The sequence below is a fragment of the Rhodanobacter sp. GW835-FHT13D09 genome, from assembly GCF_058793995.1.
Window position 1 is genome coordinate 206,562 of the sequence record NZ_JBXAGL010000001.1, and the last position, 23,813, is coordinate 230,374.

Consider the following 23,813-nt stretch of genomic DNA (forward strand, 5'->3'; position numbering starts at 1 on the left):
CGCGTCGACGGCCGCAGAGGCGTGACACGCATACCCGCCTTGGCTTATCGTCGATGCCTGCCCAGCCAGCGCCGGATCGGGCTGTGCACCGCAATGTTTCAGGGGGTCGGCGATGAACGAAGCCAGTGATCCATCCAAAGTCATCAATTTGAGCCAGCGCCTGGACCCCACCGCCGAACGCGTCGGCGAGTTGCTCAACGCCGTGCGCAACATCGCCGGCAAGCGGCTGCAGCAGTCGATCGGCAATACTTTCGAGCACGTCGACGATGCCCTGTTCGACCTGGCCGAGAAGGCCGAGAACAACGCCGCGCAGATGCACTACTTCGACGGCATGCGCGAAGTGCGCAAGCGCCGCCCCGCCGTGGAGCGCAGCTTCCTGAGCCGGGTCAATCGCGACCTCGGTGAACTGGCCCATCCGCAGCAACGGCCGGTCGACGCAGGCGTGTCGACACCGTCGGGCGCGGTCGAACTGACGCTGGTGGCGGACAACGAGCTGGAGGAATCGCTGGCAATCACCAGCATGACCGGCAAGCACGAGTCGCGGCTGTCGCGTGACCTGTTCGCGGTCAACCAGCGGCTGTCGGTAATCTGCGGCGGCCACAAGATCGAGGACTCCGGCAACCCGGTGGCCCCGGAGGGGTTGACCCAGACCTTCCGCCACGCGCTGCACGAACTCAGCGCGGACATGCGAGTCAAGCTGATCATCTACAAGCTGTTCGACCGCTACGTGCTGTCGTCGCTGGAAGACCTCTACCAGGACATCAACACCGAGCTGGCACGCGCCGGCGTGCTGCCACAGCTGCGTCACGAGGCCTCGCGCAGCAACGCAAAGGCCGCCGGCAGCAGCGACCCGGCCCAGGCCGCAGCCGCGGCCGGCGAGGAAGCCAACGAGATCCCCAGCGACCTGCTGCAGACCCTGCACGCGCTGTTCAGCGCGCGCCGCGATCCTGCCCCCGCCAGCGTCCACATGGTACCGACCGGCCCGCTGCCGTCGGCGAACGAATTGCTCGGCGCACTCAGCGTGCTGCAGAGCCAGATCGTCAGCGCCGGCCCGCGGCCCTACGCGGAGCCTGGCAACGCCGCCGCCCTGAGCCGCGAGGTGATGCAACTGAAGGGTCAGCTGCTGGCCCAGATCGGCGCCCTGCGCGGCGAGAAGCCCGGCCACGTCGCCAACATCGACGAGGACACCATCGACCTGGTCGGCATGCTGTTCGAGTTCATTCTGGAGGACCGCAACCTGCCGGTCGCCATGCAGGTCATGCTGGCGCGGCTGCAGATCCCCTACCTCAAGGCGGCGATCCTCGATCGCAAGCTGTTCGCACACCGCCAGCACCCCGCCCGCCGGCTGCTGGACGGCCTGGCCGAGCAGGCCAAGGGCTGGTCCGAGGAGTCCGATCGCGATCATCGCCTGCACGAGAAGATCAAGTCGATCGTCGACCAGCTGCTGCACGATTTCGACGATGACATGAGCATCTTCGAGCGCCTGCTGCTCGACCTGCAGCAGTTCCAGGACCTCAACAAGCGCCGCTCCGAACTGGCCGAACAACGCGTCGCCGAATCCACCCGCGGCCGCGAGAAGCTGGAGCAGGCGCGTCGCCGGGCCGCCCGCGAGATCCTCGACCGCATCGGCGGGCACAAGCTGCCGCCGCTGATGCACGGCGTGCTGGCGCGGGCCTGGGCCAACCATCTGGTGCTGACCCTGCTGCGCCAGGGCGAGGGCTCGCCCGAGTTCAAGGGCGCGCTGCGCTTCGTCGACGAGTTCATCGCCAGCACCCGGCCGGCAACCACCCCGGAAAGCCGGCAGGCACTGCGCCAGATGCTACCCGGGATCGAGCACGCGCTGCACCACGGCCTGGCCAACGTGGCCTTCCAGGAACAGGATATCGAACGCCTGCTCGGCCAGTTGCACGCGTACTACCGCCAGCAGCTCGGCGAGGCACCGGCGACGGTCGAGGCAACCGGTACCGAAGACGCTGCCGCCATGCTGTCCATTCCCGACAGCATCCAGCCGGTCATCAGCCAGGACACCCCGGCGGATGACGACGGTATCGACGGGGAGGTTGTCGAAGTGCCGCTGGACAGCCCCGAGTGGCACCAGGTACAGGCGCTGCAACAGGGCTCCTGGCTGGAATTCTGCATGCCCGACGAGGCGATGACCCGGGCCAAGCTGTCGTGGATCAGCCCGATGAGCGGACGCTACCTGTTCGTCAACCGGCGCGGCCTGAAGGTGGCCGACTACTCGCCGCGGGAACTGACCGTGCTGCTCACCAACGGCCAGGCCCGCATACTTGCCGGCAACGCCCTGTTCGACCGGGCAATGACGGCGATCGTCGGCAAGCTGAGCCAGCCCGACGCGACGCCGCCCGAAGGTACCGCCGCCGAATGATTGCCGCCCCGTCGTTCTCGCTGCCGGATGCCGCGCAGATCGCCGCCGATGTCGAACACGCCCTCGCCGAGGATCTCGGCCAGGGCGACGCCACTGCCGGCCTGCTGCCGGCCGACGCCCGCGCGCAAGCCGCACTGACCTGCCGCGACGCGGCGGTGATCGCCGGCACGGCCTGGTTCGATGCCTGCTTCCGCCGGCTCGATCCGGCCGTGCATATCGACTGGCAGGTGCGCGACGGCGATCGCGTCACGCCCGGCTCGGTGATCTGCCGCCTGTCCGGCCATGCCCGCCCACTGGTCACCGCGGAACGCTCGGCGCTGAATTTCCTGCAGCTGCTGTCCGCCACCGCCACCGCGACCGCCGGGTACGTTGCCGCCGTCGCCGGCACCGCGGTACGCGTGCTGGATACCCGCAAGACCATTCCCGGCCTGCGCCTGGCGCAGAAGTACGCGGTGCGCTGCGGTGGCGGCCACAACCAGCGCATGGGCCTGTACGACGCGATCCTGATCAAGGAAAACCACATCATCGCCGCCGGCGGCATCGCCGCAGCGGTGCAAGCCGCCCGCCGGCTCCACCCGGAACTGCCGCTCGAGGTCGAGGTGGAGAACCTGGACGAACTGGAGCAGGCGCTGCAGGCCGGCGTGGACCGCATCATGCTGGACAACTTCGAATTGGCGACGATGGTCGAGGCGGTGCGGCGCACAGCCGGGCGCGTGCCGCTGGAGGCCTCGGGCAATGTCGACCTGCGCACGATCGGCGAATTCGCCCGCACCGGCGTCGACTTCATTTCGGTCGGCGCACTGACCAAGCACCTGCGGGCGGTGGACCTGTCGCTGCGCCTGCGGCTGGACTGAACCGCGGCTTGCACCGGGCCAACCACGCCCGCACACTGCAGGCATGAGCGATCTCTCCGACCTTCTGCTGTTGCTGGCGCTCGGCGCCGTCGTGGCGCTGTGGCTGAGGCTCAGCGTGGCGCGCGAGCGCGCCATGCAGGAAGCGCGGCGGCAGTGCCAGCAGCACGGCCTGCAACTGCTCGACGAGACCGTCGGCCTGCGCGGACTGCGCCTGCGCCGGATCGGCGGCCGGCGCCGGATCGAGCGATGCTACGGCTTCGAGGTCAGCATCGACGGCCACGACCGCGAGCCGGGGCGGTTGTGGATGGTCGATGGCACGCTGAGCAGCCTCAGCCTGCCCACGATCGAACTGCTGCCGCACGGAGAAGCCGCGGCGCACCCCCTCGCGCCGGCCAGCAACGTGGTGCCGCTGCGCCCGCGCACGCGCTCGGATCAGCGCCTGAACTGACCACAGGGCTTGCGCGGCGTATCGCCGCCGCGCCCCTACTTGACCACCCGCAGATGCGGCGCGCTGCGTTTCGGCTTGTCGCTGCCGGCATCGTCATCCGCCGCCGGCGGAGTGTCGTCCGGCTCGGGCGCGGACGGCGGCGTATCGCCACCTTCCTCTTCGGCAGGAAACATCATGCCCTGGCCGTTTTCCTGCGCATACAGCGCCAGCACGGCGCGCACCGGAATCTGGATCGCCTGGCTGACGCCGGAAAAGCGTGCCTGGAAGCTGATCCACTCGTTGCCGAGGTCGAGGCTGGCCACCGCGCGCGCGGCCAGATTGAGCACCACCTGGCCGTTCTTGACCACCTGCGGCGGTACCCTCACCCCGGCGAAACCGGCGTCGACCAGTACGTACGGAGTCAGGTCGTTGTCGCTGATCCAGTCGTAGATCGCCCGCAGCAGGTACGGACGGTTGGAGCTCATCGGTGCAACTTCATTCTTACTCATGGATCTGCCGCATCGCCTTTTCCTGGTCGGTCATGCTGCGCGCAAAACCCTGACTGTGGAACAAACGCTCGCCGTAGTCGACGATCGGCTTGCCTTCGCGCCCCAGTTCCACGCCCAGCCACGGCAACCGCCAGATCACCGGTGCCACCAGGCAGTCGGCCAGGCTCATCTCGGGATTGAGGAAGAACCGGGCAGCCTTGAACAGCGGCACGGCGGACAGCAGGTGCCCGCGCAGGCGCTTGCGCGCGGCGTCCGCCGGGCGGCCGCCGGCGCGGATGGTGTCCACCTCGGTGAGCCAGTCCTTCTCGATGCGCACCGCGGCCACCCGCAGGCGCGCGCGCGATTGCGGGTCGATCGGCATCAGCGGCGGATGCGGATAGCGTTCGTCGAGGTATTCGCAGACCACCGAGGTGTCGAACAGGGTCAGGTCGCGGTCCACCAGGGTCGGCGTGCTGGCGTAGGGGTTGAGATCGACCAGGTCCTCCGGCGGCCTGGCCGGATCCACCAGCACCCGTTCGTAACTGACCCCCTTGGCGGCCAGCACCAGCCGTGCGCGATGGCATTGCACATCGTCGGCCGTGGTGTAGAGCGTCAATACAGTACGCGAACGAGCGCTTGGGACCATGCGCGACTCCCCATCGTTGATACGACCGCGGCGGCTCGTGGCCGCCGCGGTCGGTTGGTGCCATCCGTACTCAGTGGACGTCTTTCCAGTATTCCTTCTTCAGCATGGCAGCCAGGAAGGTGAAAAACGCCAGGAACAGCAGCACCCAGATGCCGTAATGGTGGCGCTGCAGCGCGGCCGGTTCGGAAGCGTACTCCAGGAAGCTGGTCAGGTCGCGGGTGGCCTGCTGGAACTGCGCCGGGGTCAGCTTGCCCGGCTGCGACAGCACCAGCTTCTCCACCGCCGGGTCCTCGCCGGCCTTGGCCGGCTTCATCTCCGCCGTCTGCAGGCCTTGCAGCTCCCACAGCGGGAACGGCATCGACGCGTTCGGGAACACCGTGTTGTTCCAGCCCACCGGGCGGCTCGGGTCCAGATAGAACGAATTGAGGTAGGCGTTGACCCAGTCGGCGCCCTTGGAACGCACTTCCAGCGAGAGGTCCGGCGGAGCCTTGCCGAACCACTTCGCGGCCGCATCCTGCGGCATATGCGAGACCACGGTCTCGCCGAACTTGGCGCCGGTGAAGTTGAGGTTCTGCATCACCTCCTGCTCGGACAGGCCCAGGTCCGTGGCGATCCGCTCGTAACGCATGTACTTCAGCGAATGGCAGCCGACGCAGTAGTTGAAGAACAGCTTGGCGCCACGCTGCAGCGAGGCCTGGTCCTGCACGTTGGTGCCGGCACTGGGCAGGGCGCCGCCTTCCGACGCCTGCGCCGGCACGCTGCCGACGACCAGGCCGAGCGCCAGCGCCACCGGGAAGATGTATCGCTTCATTAGCAGCTGCCGCTTAGTCATGCGTCGTCACCCGTTCCGGAACCGGCTTGGTCTTTTCCCAGCCGTAGTATGTGTAGGCCCAAAGGAATGCGAAGAACCCGAAGTAGACAAGCGTCATCACGCGGCCGAACAGGTTCTCCCAGAACGTCACGTCCACGTTGCCGAACCAGGCCGGGATCACTTCGGCGGTGACGCCCGCACCGACCGCGCCCAGCATGATGTACGCCACCACGAACAGGCCCAGCGCCACCTTGAAGCCGGTGCCGCGGTAGCGTATCGACTTCACCTGGCCACGGTCGAGCCACGGCAGCAGGAACAGCAGCGCGATCGCGCCGAACATGCCCAGCACGCCCCAGACCGCGGTGCCGAACAGCGACGGGATCATGCGCAGGATCGCGTAGAACGGGGTGAAGTACCACACCGGCTTGATGTGCGACGGCGTCGCCAGGTTGTTCGCCGGGATGAAGTTGTCGTGCTCCAGGAACCAGCCGCCGAAGGTCGGCGCGAAGAAGATGATGAAGGCGGCGATCAGCAGGAAGAAGCCCACGCCGACCAGGTCCTTCACCGTGTAGTACGGGTGGAACGGGATGCCGTCGGTCGGCTTCAACGCGTCCCAGCGGTTGCCCTTGGGACCCTTCTTGATCTCCACGCCGTCGGGGTTGTTCGAGCCCACCTCGTGCAGCGCGGCCAGATGCAGCACCACCAGCAGCAGCAGCACGATCGGCAGCGCGACCACGTGCAGCGCGAAGAAGCGGTTGAGCGTGGCGTCGGCCGGCAGGAAGTCGCCCATGATCCACTGGACCAGGTCGCCGCCGATGTAGGGGATCGTGCCGAACAGCGAGATGATCACCTTGGCGCCCCAGAACGACATGTTGCCCCACGGCAGCACGTAGCCCATGAACGCCTCGGCCATCAGCACCAGGAAGATCAGCATGCCGAGCAGCCACACCAGCTCGCGCGGCTTCTTGTACGAGCCGTACATGATGCCGCGGAACATGTGCAGGAACACCACCACGAAGAACAGCGAAGCGCCGGTGGAGTGCATGTAGCGGATCAGCCAGCCCCACTCCACGTCACGCATGATGTACTCGACCGAGGCGAAGGCTCCCGCCGCGCTCGGGTTGTAGTTCATGGTGAGGAAGATGCCGGTGACGATCTGGTTGACCAGCACCAGCAGCGCCAGCGAACCGAAGTAGTACCAGAGGTTGAAATTCTTCGGCGCGTAGTACTCGGTCATGTGCTTGCGGTACATCGGCATCATGCCGGGCGCACGCTCGTTGACCCAATCGCCGATGCTCGTGAATACGTTGGCCATTAGCCAGCCTCCTTCGGATCCACGCCAATCTGGATGGTGCTGTCGTCGATGAAGTGGTACGGCGGCACCTGCAGGTTCTTCGGCGCCGGAACGCCGTTGAAGACCCGGCCGGCCAGGTCATAGCGCGACTTGTGGCAGGGGCAGTAGAAACCGCCCTTCCATTCCGGGTCGAACGGCTCGGGCTTGATCTCCGGCACGAAGTCGGGCACGCAGCCCAGGTGCGTGCAGATGCCCACGATCACCAGCCATTCCGGCTTGATCGAGCGGGACTCGTTCTGTGCGTACTTCGGCTGCTGGTCGGCGGAGACGCCGCTGGACTTGGGATCCACCAGGCGCGAGTCGACCTGGGGCAGCGTGGCCAGCTGCGCCGCCGTGCGGTTGAGCACGAACACCGGCAGGCTGCGCCACGAGACGATGAGCAATTGCCCCGCCTCGATCTTGGCCAGCGACTGGGTAACCGGAGCACCAGCGGCCTTGGCACGCGCGCTGGGTTCCCACGACTTGATGAAGGGCACGGCTGCCGACACGATTCCGATGCCACCAACCACCGCGGTGGTCGCTGTCAGGAAACGGCGGCGGCCGTGATCGACGACTTCGTTCGCCATCAGGCTCTCCGGATTACTTAGCTTGCCATTGAGACACAGGCTTTTGGTGCCTGCAAAAATCGCGTTAGTGTAGCGTCAGCCCCTGCCCCGTACAATCAACCGCATCGCGACGGGCCCCGCCTGCCGCCACATTCGCCACGACCCGCCGGACTCCCCATTCACGACATGAGACATGCCGCCGGCACCCTCCTCTTCATCGCCCGCTTCGCCATCCTCGGCCTGGCGATGGCATTCGTGGTCGGCCTGTTCTGGCCCGGCAGCGGCGAGCGCCTGCGCGCGCGCTTCGGCCTGACGGCGCCCGCGCCGGCCAGCCAGCCCCGCAGCGCGGGCGGCCCCGTATCCTACGCCGATGCCGTGGCGGCCGCGGCACCCTCGGTGGTCAACATCTACGCCAACAAGATCGTCACCGAACAGGCCGTGCGGATGTACGACAACCCGGTGTTGCAGCAGCTGTTCGGCGGCCAGCCCACCACCTTCCAGCACCGCGAGCAGACCCTCGGTTCCGGCGTCATCGTCAGCGCCGGAGGGCAGGGTTACGTGTTGACCAACAACCACGTGATCGCGCATGCCGCCGACATCCAGGTGCTGCTGTACGACGGTCGCATCGCCAAGGCCAGCCTGGTCGGCGCGGACGAGGAATCCGACCTGGCGGTGCTGAAGATCGACGCCAGCAACCTGCCGGTGATCCGCATCGCCGGGCAGCCGCTGCGGCCCGGCGACGTGGTGCTGGCGATCGGCAACCCGCTCGGCCTCAACCAGACCGTCACCATGGGCATCGTCAGCGCGATCGGCCGCCAGTTGAACGGCTCCAGCGCGGAGGACTTCATCCAGACCGACGCTGCCATCAACCTGGGCAATTCCGGCGGAGCCCTGGTCAACGCCGAGGGCGAACTGGTCGGCATCAACACCCTGCTGATCGGCAAGGCCGCCGGCGCCGAGGGCATCGGCTTCGCGATCCCGGTGACCACGGCCAAGAAGGTGCTGGACCAGATCATCGCCACCGGCCACGTGGTGCGCGGCTGGCTCGGCGCCGACTACGCGTTCGTGCCGGTGGCCGCCAACAGCGGCCTGCCCGCGGCGGCGCGCGGCGCCCTGGTCACCGCGGTCTATCCCGGCAGCCCGGCCGCACTGGCCGGCATCCGGCCGCGCGACATCCTGCTGCGCATCGGCAGCGAGGACATCCTCGACCCGACCGACCTGCGCCGACACGAGGCCGCGCTCAAGCCCGGCAGCAAGGTGGAGATCTCGGGCCTGCGCAACGGCAACCCGTTCCATCTCGAGGCCACCCTGGTCCAGCGCCCGGCGATGAGCGCCGACGGCATGCCGGACGGCTGACGGATCAACCCGGCCCGCGCGCCGCCGTCAGCGGTGGATGGATCGCCGTACCGTAGCGCTTGCGCAGGGTATCCACCCGCTCCACGTAGACCCGGGTCTCGGCGTAGGGCGGCACGCCCCGGTAGCGCTGCACCGCGCCGGCGCCGGCGTTGTAGGCGGCGGCGGCAAGCCGCTCGTTGCCGTCGAAATTGCGCAGCAGCAGGCCCAGGTAGCGCGCGCCGCCGCGGATGTTCTGCTCGCTGTTGAACGCATCCAGTACGCCCATGTCGCTGGCCGTGCCGGGCATCAGCTGCATCAGACCCTGCGCGCCCTTGAGCGACAGCGCGCGCGGGTTGAACGCACTCTCGGCGTGGATGATCGCGCGCAGGAACGCCTCGTCGACGCCATACTCGATGCTGGCGGCGCGGATGGCGTCGGCATACGCGGTGAGGTTGAGCGGCACGCTGCCCCAGTGGATCGGCGAATGCAGGTTGCACGCGACACAGGTGGCGATATAGGTGAACAGCATGGTCACCGCGCGGCCCTTGCCGCCGACCGGTGGCAGGTTGGTGTATTCCACGCCGCCGTCCGCACGCACGATGCGGTAAACCGCGCCGCGCAGGACCCTGTCGGCCACCGCGTCCGCCACCGGTGCGGCCGGCGCTGCGGCCGCCTGCGATTCGCGATAATTCCACTGGCCGGGCTTGCCGGCAGGCGTGGCCGGGGGCTTCGCGCCGGTCATGGCCAAGCCCTGCACGGCCGCCAGCGAGGTCTGTTCCGCCGGCATCCCGCCGATGCGCCTGGCGCTGGTTTCGACCGTCCCGCGCACGCCGGTCAGCGAGGTCGTTCCGGTGCCGTCCGCCGCAAGGCTGTGCGCTGTGGTTTCGGCCGAGCCGGCCACCTTGCCCAGCGACGCCCGCGGTGGTGGCCGACGCCGTGACGCAGACGCGGCGTAGCCGCTGATCGCCCTGCAACCCTGGTAGCCGGTCTTGCTGCTGCTGAAGACCGCCTCGCCGCTGGAACCGGTGCACTGGTACAGCGTGCCCGCTCCCGCCGGCGACCACCACAGCGCGCAGCCGAACGCGATCCCGCAAAGGATCGAATGCAATGGGAAGCCCCCGGCAGGCCGATCGACGCTTCCCCCATGGCTTGCGACGCCGAACATGGGCGCAGTGTGCCGCCAGCCGCCGCCAGCGCCAAGTGCGAACCGGCGATTCCGTGCGCCATGCGACGTTCCGGGCAGTCACGACCGGAAACGGTGCCCCGGCTGCCCTGTTTCCGCAAGTGATTGATCCGCCATGTCGAATTGCTGGCGAAGCGGCCTGCCCGGGGGTAGACTGCGCGGTCCATCGGATGGCGCGTCCGACTTCACGAATCACGGTACCCCACGCCCATGAGCGGCAAACCAGCTCTCCACAAACTTTTCATCAAGACCCACGGCTGCCAGATGAACGAGTACGACTCGGCCAAGATGGCCGACGTGCTCAAGGCCTCGCACGGGCTGGAGCTGACCCAGGACGAGTCCGAGGCGGACGTGATCCTGATCAACACCTGCTCGATCCGCGAGAAGGCGCAGGAGAAGGTGTTCAGCCAGCTCGGCCGCTGGAAACAGTACAAGAAGGACGGCAAGCCGGTACTCATCGGAGTTGGCGGCTGCGTGGCCTCGCAGGAAGGCGCGGCGATCGTCAAGCGCGCGCCCTACGTGGACCTGGTGTTCGGCCCGCAGACCCTGCATCGCCTGCCCGAACTGATCGAGAAGCAGCGCGAGACCGGCAAGCCGCAGGTGGACATCTCCTTCCCCGAGATCGAGAAGTTCGACCGCCTGCCCGAGCCGCGCGCCGAGGGCCCGACCGCCTTCGTCTCGATCATGGAAGGCTGCTCCAAGTACTGCTCGTACTGCGTGGTGCCCTACACCCGCGGCGAGGAGATCAGCCGGCCGTTCGACGACGTGCTGGTGGAAGTCGCCCGGCTCGCCGCGCAGGGCGTGCGCGAGGTCAACCTGCTCGGCCAGAACGTCAACGCCTATCGCGGCCCCACCCACGACGGTGCCGACTCGCACCTCGGTGCGAGTCGCGACGGTGGTTATGCCGACCTCGCCGTGCTGATCCACGCGATCGCGCAGATCGACGGCATCGGCCGGATCCGCTTCACCACCTCGCATCCGCTGGAGTTCTCCGACTCGCTGATCGAGGCCTACGCCAACGTGCCACAGCTGGCGAACTACCTGCACCTGCCGGTGCAGGCCGGCTCCGACCGCATCCTCGGCGCGATGAAGCGCGGCTACACCGCGCTGGAGTTCAAGCAGAAGATCCGCAAGCTGCGCGCGGTGCGGCCGGACATCTGCGTGTCGTCCGACTTCATCGTGGGCTTCCCCGGCGAGACCGACGAGGATTTCGGCAAGACCATGAAGCTGATCGACGACGTCGGCTTCGACCAGAGCTTCTCCTTCATCTTCTCCGCGCGCCCCGGCACGCCGGCGGCGAACCTTGCCGACGACACGCCGATGGCGGTGAAGCACCAGCGCCTCGAACGGCTGCAGGCCGCGATCAACGCCAACGCGCGGAAGATCAACCAGGCGATGGTCGGCACCGTGCAGCGCGTGCTGGTGGAAAAGCCCAGCACGCGCAACCCGGATGAACTGAGCGGCCGCACCGAGAACATGCGCTACGTGAACTTCGCCGGCCACCCGCGCCTGATCGGCCAGTTCGTCGACGTGGTGATCACCGATGCGATGAGCAACTCGCTGCGCGGGCGGGTGAAGGCGGCCGACGAAGTCGCTGTTTGAAGGTCGCCAGCTCTCCCCGCGCGTAGGGCGGGCACTGCCCGCCAGCTCTCGCCCGGAACGCACGAAGCAGCGTGAGGCAGAGCGGCGGGCAGTGCCCACCCTGCGAAGCTTCCTTCGGTCGCAAGCAGGGGGGGAGCAAAAGCCGCTCGAGATGTGCTCCCTCCCCTGCGTGCAGGGGAGGGTTGGGGTGGGGTCGCTCTTCGCTCAATCCAGCCGCTTGCGGAAACGCAGGATCGCCAGCGCCATCATCAGCAGGGTGAACGCGGCCAGCGCCAGCACCTCGCCCCACATCTCCCGCAGACCGGCGCCGCGCAGCATCACGCCGCGGATCAGGCGCAGGAAATGCGTCAGCGGCAGCGCCTCGGCGAACCACTGCACCGACTTCGGCATGCCGGCGAACGGGAACATGAAGCCGGACAGCAGGATCGACGGCAGGAACACGAAGAACGTCATCTGCATCGCCTGGAACTGCGACTGCGCACGAGTGGAGATCAGCAGGCCCAGCGCGAGGTTGGCGAGAATCAGCAGCCCCGACGCCAGGTACACGTCGAGCAGGCTGCCGCGGATGGGCACGTCGAACAGCCACACACCCAGCGCCAGCACCACGCTGGTCTGCACCAGGCCGATCGCCACGTACGGCAGCACCTTGCCGACCATCAGCTCGGTGCTGCTCAGCGGCGTGGCGATCAGCAGTTCCATGTTGCCGCGCTCGCGCTCGCGCACCACCGCGATGGCGGTGAACAGCACCATGGTCATGGTCAGGATCACCCCGATCAGGCCGGGCACGATGTTGAGCGCCGAGCGCCGCTGCGGGTTGTAGAAGCCGACCACGCTGATCCGGCCGCCCGGCGGCGTGCTGGCCAGCGGCGCCCGCATGTCCGGCGCGGCGCTGTCCAGCGGGGTCTGCGCGAGTTGCGCGGCAGCGGCCTGCACCGCCGTGTCGCTGCCGTCGACCAGCACCTGCGCCACCTCGCGGCCGTCGATTCGCCGTCGCTCGAAATCCGGCGGCACCACGATGCCGATGCCGATCCGGCCGCGCCGGATCATCGCCATCAGTTCCTCCGGCGTATCCGCCCTGGCCACCGGCGCGACCACGCCGGTGGCCAGCATGTCCAGCACCAGCGCCCGCGAGCCGGCGGTGTTGGCCTGGTCGGCGATGCCGGCGTCGAGCCCGCGCAGGTTGGTGTTGATCGCGTAGCCGAACAGCACCAGCTGGATCGCCGGTATGCCGATCACCATTGCCAGCGTGATGCGGTCGCGGCGCAGCTGGCGCAATTCCTTGACCACGATCGCCCACAGCCGGCGCCAGCTCATGCGGCACGCTCCCGATCGACACCGCCGCTGCGCGTGGCGGCGACGAACACGTCCTCGAGGTTCGGCGGCGCGGGGACGACCTTCGCCGGCTGCTCCGCGGCGGCCAGCGCCTGCCCCATGCGCTGCGGTGCGTCACCGGCGCCGTCGGCGCTCAGCACGCGCAGGGTATTGCCGACCTGGGCCACGCCAAGCAAGCCAGGCACGTCGACCAGCGTGCGCTGGGCCCGGCGCGGATCCGTCGCCTCGACGGTGAAGGTGCGCCCTTGCAGCCGCGCGGTCAGCTCATGCGGCGTGCCGTCGGCGACCAGTACACCGCTATCGAGGATGGCCAGCCGATGGCAGCGCTCGGCCTCGTCCATCAGATGGGTGGAGACCAGCAGCGTGGTGCCAGCATCGGCCAGCTCAAAGAGCTTTTCCCAGAAATCGCGGCGCGATTCCGGATCGACCGCGCTGGTGGGTTCGTCGAGGAACAGCAGCTGCGGCTCGTGGATCACCGCGCAGGCCAGCGCCAGGCGCTGCTTCTGGCCACCACTCATGGTGCCGGCCAGCTGCTGCTGGCGATCGCCGAAATGGTATTGCGCGATCAGCTCGTCGATGCGGCGTTTCGTGGCCGCCTTCGGCACGCCCTGGATCGCGGCGAGGAACTCCAGGTTCTCGCGTACGCTGAGGTCTTCGAACAGCGAGAACTTCTGCGTCATGTAGCCGATGCGCGGGCGCAGCTCGTCGGCCTGCGCCGGGATGCGCAGGCCGAGCACCTCGATCTCGCCCTCGCTCGGCGTCAGCAGCCCGCACAGCATGCGGATGGTGGTGGATTTGCCCGAGCCGTTCGGACCGAGAAAGCCGTACACGCGCTTCATCGGCACTTCGAGATCGACATGATCCACCGCGACCAGCTTGCCGAAGCGCCGGGTCAGTCCGCGCGCACGGATCGCCACGCTGTCGGCGACGGTCACTTCACGGCCTCGCGGAGTTCGGCGTGCACCGGCAGGCCGGCAGGCAGTTCCGTCGCGTCCGCCCCCAGCGCGACTTCGGCCAGATAGCTCAGCCGCGCCGCGTCGTCGCCGATCAGCGCGTAGTACGGGGTGAAATCCGGCTCGCTGCGGATCATCCGCACCTTGCCGGCATACGGTTGGTCGCGGCCGGCCACGAAGACCCGGATCGCGTCGCCGACGCGCACGCCGGCGCGTTGCTGCACCGGTACGTAGATGCGCGCGTACGGCGCATCGCCGGCCAGCAGGATCGCCAGCGGCGCGCCGACCGGCGACTGGTCGCCGAGCTTGTACGGCAGGCTGTCGATGCGCCCGGCGCGCGGCGCCACGACGGCCAGCTTGCCCAGCAGCACCTGCTGCGCGCCGGCTTGTGCGTCCGCGGCCGCCAGCGCGGCCCGGGCCTGCGCGATCTGCTCCGGTCGGGTGCCGTGCCGCAATTCGTCCAGCGCGGCCTGCGCCGCGGCCACCTGGCCATCGGCGTTGCCGGCCGTGGCGCGGGCGCGGTCGAGGTCGGCGGCGGCCACGTAACCGTTGCCCTTCAGCGGCGCCAGCCGCGCGTAATAGGCACGTGCCTCGCGTGCCTGCGCCTGTGCCGCGGCGAGGTTCGCCCGCGCCTTGTCGATGTCCTCGTGGCGTGGCCCGGTTTCGAGTTCGGCCAACACCTCGCGCTGCTGCCGCGCCTGCGCCTGTGCCGCGGCGAGCTCGGCGCGGGTATGCGCGGGATCCAGTTGCAGCAGCGACTGGCCCGCCTTGACCTGCTCGCCCTCGCGCACGTCGATCGCCACGATGCGTTCGGCGGCCGGTGCCGGCAGCGTGATGCGGTCGTATTCGAGCGTGCCCAGCGCCTGCGGCGGCGATTTGCCGCAGCCGGCAAGACCGGCGACGGCAAGCAGGACGAGCGGCGACAAGCGGCGGATCGTGCGTGCGATTTTCATGCGGTTTCTTCCGGTTCCCTGGCAACGACGCCCTCACACAGCAGCGCGAGCGTGTGCCGCGACATCTCCTCGGGCCCCAGCCCTTCGGCACCGAAGGCGCGCCGCCAGATCGGCGCGCCGGCAGCAGGAAACAGGGTCAGGCCGACCAGCGAGACGACCAGCAGGCGCGGGTCCAGGCCGGCATTCAGCCGTCCATCTGCCTGCGCCGCCGCGAAGCGCCGGGCCAGCAGCTGCGGCACGCCGGGCACGCCCTCGGCAAACAGCACCTCACGCAGCGCGCCGCCCTCGCACAGCACCTCGCGCACCCACAGCGGCGGCAGCCACGGATGGCGCGCCACCACCACGCCGATGCCGTGCACGAAGCCTTCGATCAGCGCCATCGGATCGCCGCCAGCCTGCTCCAGTTGCGCGCGCAGCGGCACGAACACCGGCAGCAGCCGTTCGTCGATCACCGCACGGACCAGCCGTGCCTTGTCGCCGAAGTAGTAGTGCAGCATCGCCGGCGTGACGCCAGCCGCGGTGGCGATCGCCCGCAACGGGGTCGCGCCGATCCCCGCCTGCGCAAACCGCTCGATCGCGACATCCAGCAGCCGCGCGCGCAGGTCCAGGTCGTCGCCGCTGGGACGCCCGGCGCGACGCCCGGGTTTTGCCGGTTTGTTGGGAGTAGCCATACGCATAAATTAATTCAATAATTAATTATATGCAACCGCCTTGCCGCCGCCCTCGCCGCAAGCCGTTGTCGTGGCTCTTCCGGCAGCGGCGCGCTACTCTCGCGCCCCTATGAGCGAACTCAACCAGCGCGATTTCACCCTCGATCCCGAAGACAACGCCCGCCTCGCCAACCTGTGCGGACCGTTCGACGAACACCTGCGCCAGATCGAGCTGCGCCTCGGCGTGGAGATCAACCACCGCGGCGGCATCTTCCAGGTGATCGGCGAGGACGCCCCCGCGCGCGCCGCCGAGAAGGTGCTGCGCACGCTGTACGCCGCCACCGGCGACGAGGCGCTGACCGGCGCGCGGATCAACCTGCAGCTGGCCGAATCCGGTATCGACGCGATCAACGAGGCGGCCGCCGAAGGCGCCCAGGAAGTGGCGATCAAGGTCAAGCGCGGCGTGATCAAGGGCCGCGGCCCGAACCAGGCGCGCTACCTGCACGCGATCGCCAGCCACGACATCAACTTCGGTGTGGGCCCGGCCGGCACCGGCAAGACCTACCTGGCGGTGGCCAGCGCGGTCGAGGCGCTGGAGGCGAACCGGGTGCAGCGGCTGATCCTGGTGCGCCCGGCGGTCGAGGCCGGCGAGAAGCTGGGCTTCCTGCCCGGCGACCTGTCGCAAAAAGTCGACCCCTACCTGCGCCCGCTGTACGACGCGTTGTACGAGATGCTCGGCTTCGAGAAGGTCGCCAAGCTGATCGAGCGCAACGTGATCGAGATCGCCCCGCTGGCCTACATGCGCGGGCGCACCTTGAACGATTCGTACGTGATCCTCGACGAAGCGCAGAACACCACGGTCGAGCAGATGAAGATGTTCCTCACCCGCATCGGCTTCGGCACGGTGGCGGTGATCACCGGCGACGTCACCCAGGTCGACCTGCCGCGCAACACCCGCTCGGGCCTGCGCCAGGCGATCGAGGTGCTGCGCGGCGTGGGCGGCATCAGCTTCACCTTCTTCACCTCGCACGACGTGGTGCGCCACCCGCTGGTGGCGAAGATCGTGCGCGCCTACGAGGCGTTCGAACAGAAGGACGAGGGCGGCGAATGAGCGCGATGCTGACGCTCGCCGTGGGCTACGCCGTGCCGCGCGCCGGCCTGCCCGCGCCGACGAGCTTCCGCCGCTGGGTCGAGGCGGCGCTGCGCGGCGCGAAGCGGCGCAAGAGCACCGAGCTGGCGATCCGCATCGTCGATGCCGACGAAGGCCGCGCGCTGAATCGCGACTACCGCGGCAAGGACTACGCCACCAACGTGCTGTCGTTCCCCGCCGAGCTGCCGCCCGGGGTGGCGCTGCCGCTGATCGGCGACCTGGCGATCTGCGCCCCGGTGGTGCTGCGCGAGGCCGCCGAGCAGGGCAAGGCGCCGCGCGACCATTGGGCCCATCTGACCGTCCATGGCGTGCTGCACCTGCTCGGCCACGACCACGTCGAGCAGGCCGAGGCCGAGGCGATGGAAGCGCTGGAAACCCGCATCCTGGCCTGCCTGGGCATCGCCGACCCGTACGCTTGACGTGCCTTGCTCCCTCCCCTGCCCTGCAGGGGAGGGCTGGGGTGGGGTGCGCTTTTGATCTTCCCCGCCACCCGCAGCAACCCCCTCCCAACCTCCCCCTGCACGCAGGGGGAGGAGCAAAACACCGACCCCGCCTCAGCGCCCCGACTCCCTCCCCTGCCCTGCAGGGGAGGGCTGGGGTGGGGTGCGCTTTTGATCTTCCCTGCCACCCGCAGCAACCCCCTCCCGGCCTCCCCCTGCACGCAGGGGGAGGAGCAACAGCACCGACCCGCCTGAGCGCCCTGGCTCCCTCCCCTGCCATGCAGGGGAGGGCTCTGGGGTGGGGTGCGCTTTTGATCTTCCCCGCCACCCGCAGCAACCCCCTCCCGACCTCCCCCTGCACGCAGGGGGAGGAGCAACAGCACCGACCCCGCCTGAGCGCCCTGGCTCCCTCCCCTGCCACGCAGGGGAGGGCTGGGGTGGGGTGCGCTTTTGATCTTCCCCGCCACCCGCAGCAACCCCCTCCCGGCCTCCCCCTGCACGCAGGGGGAGGAGCAACAGCACCGCCCCCACCTGAGCGCCCTGGCTCCCTCCCCTGCCACGCAGGGGAGGGCTGGGGTGGGGTGCGCTTTTGACCTTCCCCGCCACCCGCAGCAACCCCCTCCCGGCCCCCCCTGCAGGCAGGGGGAGGAGCAACAGCACCGCCCCCGCCTGAGCGCCCTGGCTCCCTCCCCAGCCATGCGGGGGGAGGAGCAACGGCACGCTTGTGCCCTGAACCGTCACGTTATTTCCGCTAGAATCGGCCTTCCGCCCGGTTTCGGGCAGATTCCCAACGAGTAATGAGCGACGACCCTGGCAGTACCAGCGGCCCGGCCCACCGAACCTGGTGGGATCGACTGGGCCACATGTTTTCCGGCGAGCCGCGCAACCGCGACGAGCTGATCGAGGAATTGCGTTCCGCCCAGACCAACGGACTGCTGTCCGTGGACACCCTCACCATGGTCGAGGGGGCGATCAAGGTCACCGAACTGAGCGTGGACGACGTGATGGTCCCGCGCATGCAGATCGTGATGCTGGCGGCCGAGTCGCCGCTGCCCGACATCCTCGCCGCCGTGGTCGAATCCGGCCACTCGCGCTTCCCGGTGCACGGCAACGACAAGGACGAGATCCTCGGCATCCTGCTGGCCAAGGACCTGCTGAAGTACTTCGGCGCCGCCGAGCACTTCGACATCCGCGCGATCCTGCGCCCGGCCGTGCTGATCCCCGAGTCGATGCGGCTGAACGTGCTGCTGGAAGAGTTCCGTCTGACCCGCAACCACATGGCGCTGGTGGTCAACGAATACGGCGGCGTCGCCGGCCTGGTCACCATCGAGGATGTGCTGGAGCAGATCGTCGGCGAGATCGACGACGAGCACGATGACGAGGAAGAGCCCGAGCTGATGCACGAACAGCCCGGCGGCGACTGGCTGGTCAGCGCGCTGACCCCGATCGAGGATTTCAACGAGCAGGCCGGCACGGATTTCTCCGACGAGGAATACGACACCGTTGGCGGCATGGTCACCGCCGAGTTCGGCCACCTGCCCGAAGCCGGCGAGGAGGTCCGCATCGGCGACTATCTGTTCCACGTCACCGAAGCCGACGATCGTCGCGTGCAGGCGTTCCGCGTGGTCAAGCAGTAGCGCCGCATGAACCTGGTCAGCCGTAACCTCCTGCTGCTCGCGCTGTTGCTGCTGGCCGCGTTCCAGGCCGCCCACGCCAGCGTCGCCAACGCGCCCGGCGCCAACCTCGAGGTATCGCTGGTCACCTACGGTCCCGGCGAAACCTACTGGGAACGCTTCGGCCACGACGCGATCGAACTGCGCGACACGGTCTCGGGCGAAGCGGTCAACTTCAACTACGGTGTGTTCGATTTCAGCGAGAAGAACTTCCTGCTGAACTTCGCCCGCGGCCGCATGCATTACCTGATGGATGCGGCGCCGAGCGACCAGGACGAGCGCTACTACGTCGAGGCCGGCCGCTCGATCAGCCGCCAGCGGCTGGCGCTGACGCCCGAACAGTCCGCCGCGCTGCGCGACTTCCTGCTGTGGAACCTGCGCCCGGAAAACGCCGGCTACGCCTACGACTACTACGTCGACAACTGCACCACCCGCGTGCGCGACGCGCTGGACAAGGCGCTCGGCGGCATGCTGGCAACCCGCCTGAAGGCACGCTCCGGCGGCATGACCTACCGCCAGCAGACCGTGCGGCTGATGAGCGCACAGCCCTGGCTGATGCTGCTGCTCGACCTGGGCCTGGGGCCGTATGCCGACCAGCCGTTGAACGCCTGGCAGGAAAGCTTCCTGCCCGAGGTACTGCAGGCGCAGCTGCGCGAGGTGCGCGTCGCCGATGGCCAGAACGCCCTGCGCCCGCTGCTGCGGGACGAGCAGCTCGTCTCGCCGAACCGGCTGGACGTGCCGCCGACGACCGCGCCCGATCTGCGCCTGCCACTGGCCCTGGCCGGCCTGCTGCTGGCGGCGCTGATCGTGCTCGCCCGCCGCGGCTGGCCGACCGGCCATGCCCTGCTCGGCACGCTGCACCTGCTCGCGGCCGGCATGGCCGGCCTGCTGCTGCTGGTGCTGTGGACGCTGACCACCCATCACTCGGCGTGGGCGAATGCGAACCTGCTGCTGTTCAATCCGCTGGCCTTCCTGCTGCTGCCGACGTTGTGGCGTTCGCGCCGCGGTCTCGCCGCCTCGCGCTTCATCGACGGCGTGATCGCGCTGCAACTGCTCGCCTGCGTGGCCGCCGTGCTGCTGCACCTGCTGCCCGGCACCGTGCAGCAGAACCAGCCGTGGCTGCTGTTCGCCCTGCCGTGCTGGCTGGCACTGGCCTGGAGCCTGCGCCGGAACCGGTAACTGCGGCTATCGTGTTCGCAGTGGCTCAATTGCCCCCGCCTGCGGGCGCGGGGCATCATGCGCGCATGAACCTGACCACGCCGCCGGCCGCGACACCGACCACCGATCAGCCGATGGTGGTCAACTGCATCGCCTACAGGAACGACGGCACGCGGATCGGCGACATTACCATCGACGGGATCAGCGACGTGCTGGCGGAACCGGACACCTTCGTCTGGGTCGGCCTGTACGAGCCGGACGAGGCCTTGCTGGGGAAGATCCAGGACGAGTTCGGCCTGCACGACCTGGCGATCGAGGACGCGCATGCCGCGCACCAGCGCACCAAGCTGGAAACCTACGGCGACTCGCTGTTCCTGGTGGTGCAGACCGCACAGCTGGTCAACGGCGAACTGGCGTTCGGCGAGACGCACATTTTCTTCGGCGCGCGCTACCTGGTCACCGTGCGCCACGGCGCCTCGCAGTCCTACGCGCCGGCGCGGCGCACCTGCGAGCACACGCCGGAACTGCTGGCGAACGGTCCGAGCTACGCGCTGTACGGCGTGCTCGATTTCATCGTCGACAACCTGCTGCCGATCGTGCGCGACTTCCGCGAGGAAGTGCAGCAGCTCGAACACGACATCTTCGGCGAGACGTTCAAGAGCAGCACGGTGCGCCGGCTGTACGACATGCAGCGCGACCTGATGACGCTGCGCCTGGCGGTGGCGCCGTTGCAGGACATCGTCAACCAGTTGATCCGGCTGCACCAGGAGCTGATTCCGGAGCAGCTGCAGGCGTATTTCCGCGACGTCTACGACCACGCCTTCCGCGTCAACGAGGCGATCGGCGCCATGCGCGAGATGCTCACCGCCGCGATCAACGTCAACCTCTCGCTGGTGAGCCTGCGCCAGAACGAGGTGATGAAGAAACTCGCGGGCTGGGCGGCGATGCTCGCCGCGCCGACCTTGCTCACCAGCTGGTACGGCATGAACTTCACCCACATGCCCGAGCTCGCCCAGCCCTGGGCCTATCCCGCCATCATCATGGTGGTGGGCTGCGTGGTCGGCGGTATCTACCTCGGGCTCAAGCGCGCGAAGTGGCTGTAGCGGCGGTTGTCGCTGTCATGCGGAACGTTCAAGATGTCCGCTGGCCTTCACCCGCACGCGATCACCGATGAACGACTCCGCAAGCCGCATCCCCGCCGACGCCGATGCCCCGGTGGAAACCCTGTATGAGGGTCGCTGGCTGAGCCTGCGCAAGCGCGGCCGCTGGGAATACGCCGAGCGCAACAATCCCGGTGGCGCGGCGATCATCCTGGCAGTGACGCCCGAGGACAAGGTGCTGTTCGTCGAGCAGTACCGCGTGTCGATCCTGCAGAACACCATCGAGATGCCGGCCGGACTGGTCGGCGACGAACGGGGACGCGAGGGCGAGGACGCCCTGCTCGCCGCCCGGCGCGAACTGGAGGAGGAGACCGGCTACCGCTGCCAGCGGGTGGAGTTCATCCATCGCGGGCCATCCTCGTCCGGCATGAGCACCGAGATGATCACCTTTGTGCGCGCCTGGGACCTGGAGAAAGTCGGCCCGGGCGGCGGCGATGAAACCGAGAACATCGTGGTGCACGAGGTACCCCGCGGCGAAGCCGGCAGCTGGCTGTTCGCCCGCGCCGCCGAAGGCTATTCGATCGACCCGAAACTGTTCGCCGGGCTGTGGTTCATCGAGCACGGTCGGTACTGACGCCCTGGCGCAGCGGCGCCGGCATGCCCCAGCGCATCCAGCGGATGGCCGCGATCTACCTGGGTGCCACGCAGTGGGCCGACCAGGTCTATGCCAATGCCAGCGGGAAAGCGGCCGCCGAGCAGCGGCTGCGCGTCACCTCTTCCCCACGCACCCGCCAGCGTCGGCTCAACGCCCGCGCCGCAGCCGCCACCCGGTGACCACCGCGCCGCACGCCGCCAGCGTCAGCCACAGGCATGTGGCCCACAGGTCGTTGCCCAGCCACAACACGCCCGCGACGATGCCCACGACCAGGGCACCCAGGCCCAGCGCGAGCCAGCCGTCGGGGTGACTGCGCTGCGTGGTGAGCAGCAGGAAGGCACCCAGCGAGGCCAGCAACACGGCGAGGATCCGCCGGATCCAGACGAACTCCGGCGGTATCGGCAGGTCCGGGAAGGCGTCCAGCACCGGCACATCGCCGAGCTGCACCATGTAGCCCTTGCCGTCGGCGGCATCGGACGCCGCCACCAGCCGGTCGCCGTCCAGGCGGCCGATGACGGTCAGCTGCTGCAGCGGCACGGCCGACCAGCTCACCCGTACGTCGCCGAGCCGCGGATCGCCCGGCCGCGCGCTGGTCACCAGGTAGCCCTGGTAGCGACTGAAGCTGGCCGCCAGGTTTTCCGGCAGGGCCGCCGCATCCGGCTCGACCCGTTGCGTGCCGGGCAGCGCATGCAACAGTACCCGGTCGAGATCGAAACCGCCCAATCGCACCAGGCCGGCGTCGAACTGCCTGCCGCCGATCGGGAAGCTCCCCGGGTTCGCATGCCCCTTCGGATCCTCGAAACGGCTGGCATCGACCGGCCGGTCGAGCCAGTCCAGCTCGTAGTGCATGTTGCTGCCGAAGCGCACCTCCCGCCACTGGAACATCTCCACGTGACGCACGAGTACCGGCGTGTCCACGCGCTGGTTGAACTCCGCGTCGTACGGCGCTTCCACCACCTTCGGCGTGCCGACCACGCGTACCATGCCGCCATGCAGGCCAGCCGGCGCGAGCCCATCCGCACCGAGATCGATCACCTCGCCGCCATGCTGGCTGGCCACTGCGCGGTAATGGAGCAGGCCGCGTGCGGTCATCGCCGCCAGCCCGATGCCGGCGAGCACCAGCAGCGTACCGGCGATGTTCAACGCCAGGCGGCGCATGGCGGTTCCCCCGCGCCCGCTCATCAGGCCACTCCCGCCAGGGTGGACGGCGGCATGCCGCGCAGCGCGCGCTGCTCCTCGGTGGTGCCGAAACGGCCGCGCCCGTCGCACGTCACCGTTGCCAGCGCGCAATCGTGGTCGTGCGTGAAGAACAGCCGCACCCCGCGCGCCAGTTTGTCTTCCAGGAACACGCGCTTCTCGTCGATCAGCTTCTCCGGCCAGCGGTCGTAGCCCATGGTGATCGGCAGGTGCACCCAGAAGCGGCCGGGGATCAGGTCGGCGCAGAACACCACGCCGCCGACTTCGGCCAGCATCAGGCCGGGTGTATGGCCGTCCGAAAAGAAGAAGCGCACCGACTCGCCCAGTGTCCGCGAATGTTCGCCCTCGACCAGCTCCAGCCGGCCGCTCGCTTCCAGCAGCGGCTGCAGCTCCGGCACGAACGAGGCGCGGTCTCGCGGATGCGGGTGCGTGGCACGGTGCCAGTGCTGCGCGCCCACCACGAAATGCGCATTCGGGAACAGCAAGCGTGGCGGCTGCCCTTCCTCCCATGCTGCCAGCAGGCCGCCGGCATGGTCGAAGTGCAGGTGCGACAGCACCACCACGTCGATGTCCTCGTGGGTGAGCCCGGCCTCGGCCAGCGAATCCAGCAGCACGTGCCGCGACTCCACCACGCCGTAGCGCTCGCGCAGCGCCGGCTCGAAGAACGCGCCTATGCCGGTCTCGAACAGCACGTTGCGCCCGTCCAGATCCTTCACCAGCAAACAGCGGCAGGCCAGCGGAATCCGGTTCTCCGCATCCGGCGCGATCCAGCGCGACCACATCGCCTTCGGCGCGTTGCCGAACATGGCGCCGCCGTCCAATTGCTGCGAGTTGCCCAGCAGAGACCAGAGTTCCATTTTCAGATACCTCGCGTTGCCACGGATTCGTCAGGAACGAATCCGGACGCCGCAGGCGGCCCTG

At 68.6% G+C, this 23,813-nt stretch carries 24 protein-coding genes; 12 read left to right on the plus strand and 12 right to left on the minus strand.

Features of this window, described 5'->3' with window-relative positions; genetic code table 11:
* Positions 1 to 112 precede the first annotated feature (112 nt).
* The 3 genes from AC1Q5A_RS01065 to AC1Q5A_RS01075 are packed head-to-tail and all read left to right on the plus strand — an operon-like array spanning position 113 to position 3,688.
* Entirely contained in the window at positions 113 to 2,386 is a 2,274-nt protein-coding gene (locus tag AC1Q5A_RS01065) for a DUF1631 domain-containing protein (RefSeq protein ID WP_492697381.1), read from the plus strand.
* Complete coding sequence (gene nadC, locus AC1Q5A_RS01070; protein ID WP_492697383.1) at positions 2,383 to 3,240, plus strand: carboxylating nicotinate-nucleotide diphosphorylase; 858 nt, start codon at positions 2,383 to 2,385, stop codon at positions 3,238 to 3,240. The genes AC1Q5A_RS01065 and nadC overlap by 4 nt, the downstream gene beginning before the upstream one ends.
* A 43-nt stretch (positions 3,241 to 3,283) precedes the next feature.
* Positions 3,284 to 3,688, plus strand: a complete 405-nt coding sequence (locus AC1Q5A_RS01075) for a DUF3301 domain-containing protein (RefSeq protein ID WP_492697385.1) — start codon at positions 3,284 to 3,286, stop codon at positions 3,686 to 3,688.
* Positions 3,689 to 3,723: 35 nt separating this feature from the next.
* Here the strand turns inward: AC1Q5A_RS01075 and AC1Q5A_RS01080 are convergent, their stop codons facing one another.
* The 5 genes from AC1Q5A_RS01080 to petA form a co-directional block, all read right to left on the minus strand.
* The gene (locus AC1Q5A_RS01080; protein ID WP_492697388.1) at positions 3,724 to 4,152 is read right to left on the minus strand and encodes a ClpXP protease specificity-enhancing factor; all 429 of its coding nucleotides are present in this window, start codon (positions 4,150 to 4,152) and stop codon (positions 3,724 to 3,726) included.
* 16 nt (positions 4,153 to 4,168) lie between these two features.
* The gene (locus AC1Q5A_RS01085) at positions 4,169 to 4,801 is read right to left on the minus strand and encodes a glutathione S-transferase N-terminal domain-containing protein (protein ID WP_492697391.1); all 633 of its coding nucleotides are present in this window, start codon (positions 4,799 to 4,801) and stop codon (positions 4,169 to 4,171) included.
* 70 nt (positions 4,802 to 4,871) lie between these two features.
* Positions 4,872 to 5,612: a cytochrome c1 gene (locus AC1Q5A_RS01090; RefSeq protein ID WP_492697394.1), complete on the minus strand. Its 741-nt coding sequence runs from the start codon at positions 5,610 to 5,612 to the stop codon at positions 4,872 to 4,874.
* 13 nt (positions 5,613 to 5,625) lie between these two features.
* Positions 5,626 to 6,927 carry a cytochrome b gene (locus AC1Q5A_RS01095; protein WP_492697396.1) on the minus strand — a complete coding sequence of 434 codons (1,302 nt, stop codon included), beginning with the start codon at positions 6,925 to 6,927 and terminating at the stop codon, positions 5,626 to 5,628.
* The gene (gene petA, locus AC1Q5A_RS01100) at positions 6,927 to 7,532 is read right to left on the minus strand and encodes a ubiquinol-cytochrome c reductase iron-sulfur subunit (protein WP_492697398.1); all 606 of its coding nucleotides are present in this window, start codon (positions 7,530 to 7,532) and stop codon (positions 6,927 to 6,929) included. The genes AC1Q5A_RS01095 and petA overlap by 1 nt, the downstream gene beginning before the upstream one ends.
* A 165-nt stretch (positions 7,533 to 7,697) precedes the next feature.
* Here petA and AC1Q5A_RS01105 point away from each other — a divergent pair, with 165 nt between their 5' ends.
* Entirely contained in the window at positions 7,698 to 8,867 is a 1,170-nt protein-coding gene (locus AC1Q5A_RS01105; protein ID WP_492697400.1) for a S1C family serine protease, read from the plus strand.
* Between the two features lie 4 nt (positions 8,868 to 8,871).
* Here the strand turns inward: AC1Q5A_RS01105 and AC1Q5A_RS01110 are convergent, their stop codons facing one another.
* Positions 8,872 to 10,011: a lytic transglycosylase domain-containing protein gene (locus AC1Q5A_RS01110; protein WP_492697402.1), complete on the minus strand. Its 1,140-nt coding sequence runs from the start codon at positions 10,009 to 10,011 to the stop codon at positions 8,872 to 8,874.
* A gap of 228 nt (positions 10,012 to 10,239) precedes the next feature.
* On the opposite strand from AC1Q5A_RS01110, the gene miaB reads away from it, so the two are divergent.
* Entirely contained in the window at positions 10,240 to 11,631 is a 1,392-nt protein-coding gene (miaB, locus tag AC1Q5A_RS01115) for a tRNA (N6-isopentenyl adenosine(37)-C2)-methylthiotransferase MiaB (RefSeq protein ID WP_492697403.1), read from the plus strand.
* A gap of 204 nt (positions 11,632 to 11,835) precedes the next feature.
* On the opposite strand, the gene AC1Q5A_RS01120 is transcribed toward miaB, so the two are convergent.
* From AC1Q5A_RS01120 to AC1Q5A_RS01135, 4 genes are read right to left on the minus strand one after another with little or no spacing between them, the layout of a single operon-like run.
* Positions 11,836 to 12,945, minus strand: a complete 1,110-nt coding sequence (locus AC1Q5A_RS01120; protein ID WP_492697405.1) for an ABC transporter permease — start codon at positions 12,943 to 12,945, stop codon at positions 11,836 to 11,838.
* Positions 12,942 to 13,874 (minus strand): ABC transporter ATP-binding protein, encoded by a 933-nt coding sequence (locus tag AC1Q5A_RS01125; protein ID WP_492698082.1) that lies wholly within the window; start codon positions 13,872 to 13,874, stop codon positions 12,942 to 12,944. The genes AC1Q5A_RS01120 and AC1Q5A_RS01125 overlap by 4 nt, the downstream gene beginning before the upstream one ends.
* A gap of 20 nt (positions 13,875 to 13,894) precedes the next feature.
* Positions 13,895 to 14,869: an HlyD family secretion protein gene (locus AC1Q5A_RS01130; protein WP_492697407.1), complete on the minus strand. Its 975-nt coding sequence runs from the start codon at positions 14,867 to 14,869 to the stop codon at positions 13,895 to 13,897.
* Positions 14,866 to 15,546, minus strand: a complete 681-nt coding sequence (locus AC1Q5A_RS01135; protein ID WP_492697409.1) for a TetR/AcrR family transcriptional regulator — start codon at positions 15,544 to 15,546, stop codon at positions 14,866 to 14,868. The genes AC1Q5A_RS01130 and AC1Q5A_RS01135 overlap by 4 nt, the downstream gene beginning before the upstream one ends.
* A gap of 103 nt (positions 15,547 to 15,649) precedes the next feature.
* Between AC1Q5A_RS01135 and AC1Q5A_RS01140 the strand changes: the two genes are divergently transcribed.
* From AC1Q5A_RS01140 to AC1Q5A_RS01170, 7 genes are all read left to right on the plus strand, one after another.
* Positions 15,650 to 16,630, plus strand: coding sequence for a PhoH family protein (locus AC1Q5A_RS01140; RefSeq protein ID WP_492697411.1), 981 nt, complete (start codon positions 15,650 to 15,652; stop codon positions 16,628 to 16,630).
* Positions 16,627 to 17,088: an rRNA maturation RNase YbeY gene (gene ybeY, locus AC1Q5A_RS01145; RefSeq protein WP_492697413.1), complete on the plus strand. Its 462-nt coding sequence runs from the start codon at positions 16,627 to 16,629 to the stop codon at positions 17,086 to 17,088. Before AC1Q5A_RS01140 ends, ybeY begins: the two co-directional genes overlap by 4 nt.
* Positions 17,089 to 17,906: 818 nt before the next feature.
* Positions 17,907 to 18,746, plus strand: coding sequence for a CorC family transporter (locus AC1Q5A_RS01150; protein ID WP_492697416.1), 840 nt, complete (start codon positions 17,907 to 17,909; stop codon positions 18,744 to 18,746).
* A 6-nt stretch (positions 18,747 to 18,752) separates the two neighbouring features.
* A complete protein-coding gene (locus tag AC1Q5A_RS01155) occupies positions 18,753 to 19,961 on the plus strand; it encodes a lipoprotein N-acyltransferase Lnb domain-containing protein (RefSeq protein WP_492697418.1) in 1,209 nt (402 codons plus the stop codon).
* Between the two features lie 65 nt (positions 19,962 to 20,026).
* Entirely contained in the window at positions 20,027 to 21,043 is a 1,017-nt protein-coding gene (locus tag AC1Q5A_RS01160; protein WP_492697420.1) for a magnesium and cobalt transport protein CorA, read from the plus strand.
* Positions 21,044 to 21,110: 67 nt separating this feature from the next.
* The gene (locus tag AC1Q5A_RS01165; RefSeq protein ID WP_492697422.1) at positions 21,111 to 21,674 is read left to right on the plus strand and encodes an NUDIX hydrolase; all 564 of its coding nucleotides are present in this window, start codon (positions 21,111 to 21,113) and stop codon (positions 21,672 to 21,674) included.
* A 23-nt stretch (positions 21,675 to 21,697) separates the two neighbouring features.
* Positions 21,698 to 21,874: a hypothetical protein gene (locus tag AC1Q5A_RS01170; protein WP_492697424.1), complete on the plus strand. Its 177-nt coding sequence runs from the start codon at positions 21,698 to 21,700 to the stop codon at positions 21,872 to 21,874.
* Here the strand turns inward: AC1Q5A_RS01170 and AC1Q5A_RS01175 are convergent.
* A complete protein-coding gene (locus tag AC1Q5A_RS01175; protein WP_492697426.1) occupies positions 21,843 to 22,877 on the minus strand; it encodes a TMEM43 family protein in 1,035 nt (344 codons plus the stop codon). The two genes, AC1Q5A_RS01170 and AC1Q5A_RS01175, sit on opposite strands and share 32 nt — an antisense overlap.
* Positions 22,877 to 23,749: an MBL fold metallo-hydrolase gene (locus tag AC1Q5A_RS01180; protein WP_492697428.1), complete on the minus strand. Its 873-nt coding sequence runs from the start codon at positions 23,747 to 23,749 to the stop codon at positions 22,877 to 22,879. Before AC1Q5A_RS01180 ends, AC1Q5A_RS01175 begins: the two co-directional genes overlap by 1 nt.
* Positions 23,750 to 23,813: the final 64 nt, after the last annotated feature.

What these genes read in the sequence shown, in the direction of transcription:
- AC1Q5A_RS01065 (WP_492697381.1), top strand. Translation starts at nt 113, where the DNA reads ATGAACGAAGCCAGTGATCCATCCAAAGTCATCAATTTGAGCCAGCGC.
- nadC (WP_492697383.1), top strand. Translation starts at nt 2,383, where the DNA reads ATGATTGCCGCCCCGTCGTTCTCGCTGCCGGATGCCGCGCAGATCGCC.
- AC1Q5A_RS01075 (WP_492697385.1), top strand. Translation starts at nt 3,284, where the DNA reads ATGAGCGATCTCTCCGACCTTCTGCTGTTGCTGGCGCTCGGCGCCGTC.
- AC1Q5A_RS01080 (WP_492697388.1), bottom strand. Translation starts at nt 4,152, where the DNA reads ATGAGCTCCAACCGTCCGTACCTGCTGCGGGCGATCTACGACTGGATC.
- AC1Q5A_RS01085 (WP_492697391.1), bottom strand. Translation starts at nt 4,801, where the DNA reads ATGGTCCCAAGCGCTCGTTCGCGTACTGTATTGACGCTCTACACCACG.
- AC1Q5A_RS01090 (WP_492697394.1), bottom strand. Translation starts at nt 5,612, where the DNA reads ATGAAGCGATACATCTTCCCGGTGGCGCTGGCGCTCGGCCTGGTCGTC.
- AC1Q5A_RS01095 (WP_492697396.1), bottom strand. Translation starts at nt 6,927, where the DNA reads ATGGCCAACGTATTCACGAGCATCGGCGATTGGGTCAACGAGCGTGCG.
- petA (WP_492697398.1), bottom strand. Translation starts at nt 7,532, where the DNA reads ATGGCGAACGAAGTCGTCGATCACGGCCGCCGCCGTTTCCTGACAGCG.
- AC1Q5A_RS01105 (WP_492697400.1), top strand. Translation starts at nt 7,698, where the DNA reads ATGAGACATGCCGCCGGCACCCTCCTCTTCATCGCCCGCTTCGCCATC.
- AC1Q5A_RS01110 (WP_492697402.1), bottom strand. Translation starts at nt 10,011, where the DNA reads ATGTTCGGCGTCGCAAGCCATGGGGGAAGCGTCGATCGGCCTGCCGGG.
- miaB (WP_492697403.1), top strand. Translation starts at nt 10,240, where the DNA reads ATGAGCGGCAAACCAGCTCTCCACAAACTTTTCATCAAGACCCACGGC.
- AC1Q5A_RS01120 (WP_492697405.1), bottom strand. Translation starts at nt 12,945, where the DNA reads ATGAGCTGGCGCCGGCTGTGGGCGATCGTGGTCAAGGAATTGCGCCAG.
- AC1Q5A_RS01130 (WP_492697407.1), bottom strand. Translation starts at nt 14,869, where the DNA reads ATGAAAATCGCACGCACGATCCGCCGCTTGTCGCCGCTCGTCCTGCTT.
- AC1Q5A_RS01135 (WP_492697409.1), bottom strand. Translation starts at nt 15,546, where the DNA reads ATGCGTATGGCTACTCCCAACAAACCGGCAAAACCCGGGCGTCGCGCC.
- AC1Q5A_RS01140 (WP_492697411.1), top strand. Translation starts at nt 15,650, where the DNA reads ATGAGCGAACTCAACCAGCGCGATTTCACCCTCGATCCCGAAGACAAC.
- ybeY (WP_492697413.1), top strand. Translation starts at nt 16,627, where the DNA reads ATGAGCGCGATGCTGACGCTCGCCGTGGGCTACGCCGTGCCGCGCGCC.
- AC1Q5A_RS01150 (WP_492697416.1), top strand. Translation starts at nt 17,907, where the DNA reads ATGAGCGACGACCCTGGCAGTACCAGCGGCCCGGCCCACCGAACCTGG.
- AC1Q5A_RS01155 (WP_492697418.1), top strand. Translation starts at nt 18,753, where the DNA reads ATGAACCTGGTCAGCCGTAACCTCCTGCTGCTCGCGCTGTTGCTGCTG.
- AC1Q5A_RS01160 (WP_492697420.1), top strand. Translation starts at nt 20,027, where the DNA reads ATGAACCTGACCACGCCGCCGGCCGCGACACCGACCACCGATCAGCCG.
- AC1Q5A_RS01165 (WP_492697422.1), top strand. Translation starts at nt 21,111, where the DNA reads ATGAACGACTCCGCAAGCCGCATCCCCGCCGACGCCGATGCCCCGGTG.
- AC1Q5A_RS01170 (WP_492697424.1), top strand. Translation starts at nt 21,698, where the DNA reads ATGCCCCAGCGCATCCAGCGGATGGCCGCGATCTACCTGGGTGCCACG.
- AC1Q5A_RS01175 (WP_492697426.1), bottom strand. Translation starts at nt 22,877, where the DNA reads ATGAGCGGGCGCGGGGGAACCGCCATGCGCCGCCTGGCGTTGAACATC.
- AC1Q5A_RS01180 (WP_492697428.1), bottom strand. Translation starts at nt 23,749, where the DNA reads ATGGAACTCTGGTCTCTGCTGGGCAACTCGCAGCAATTGGACGGCGGC.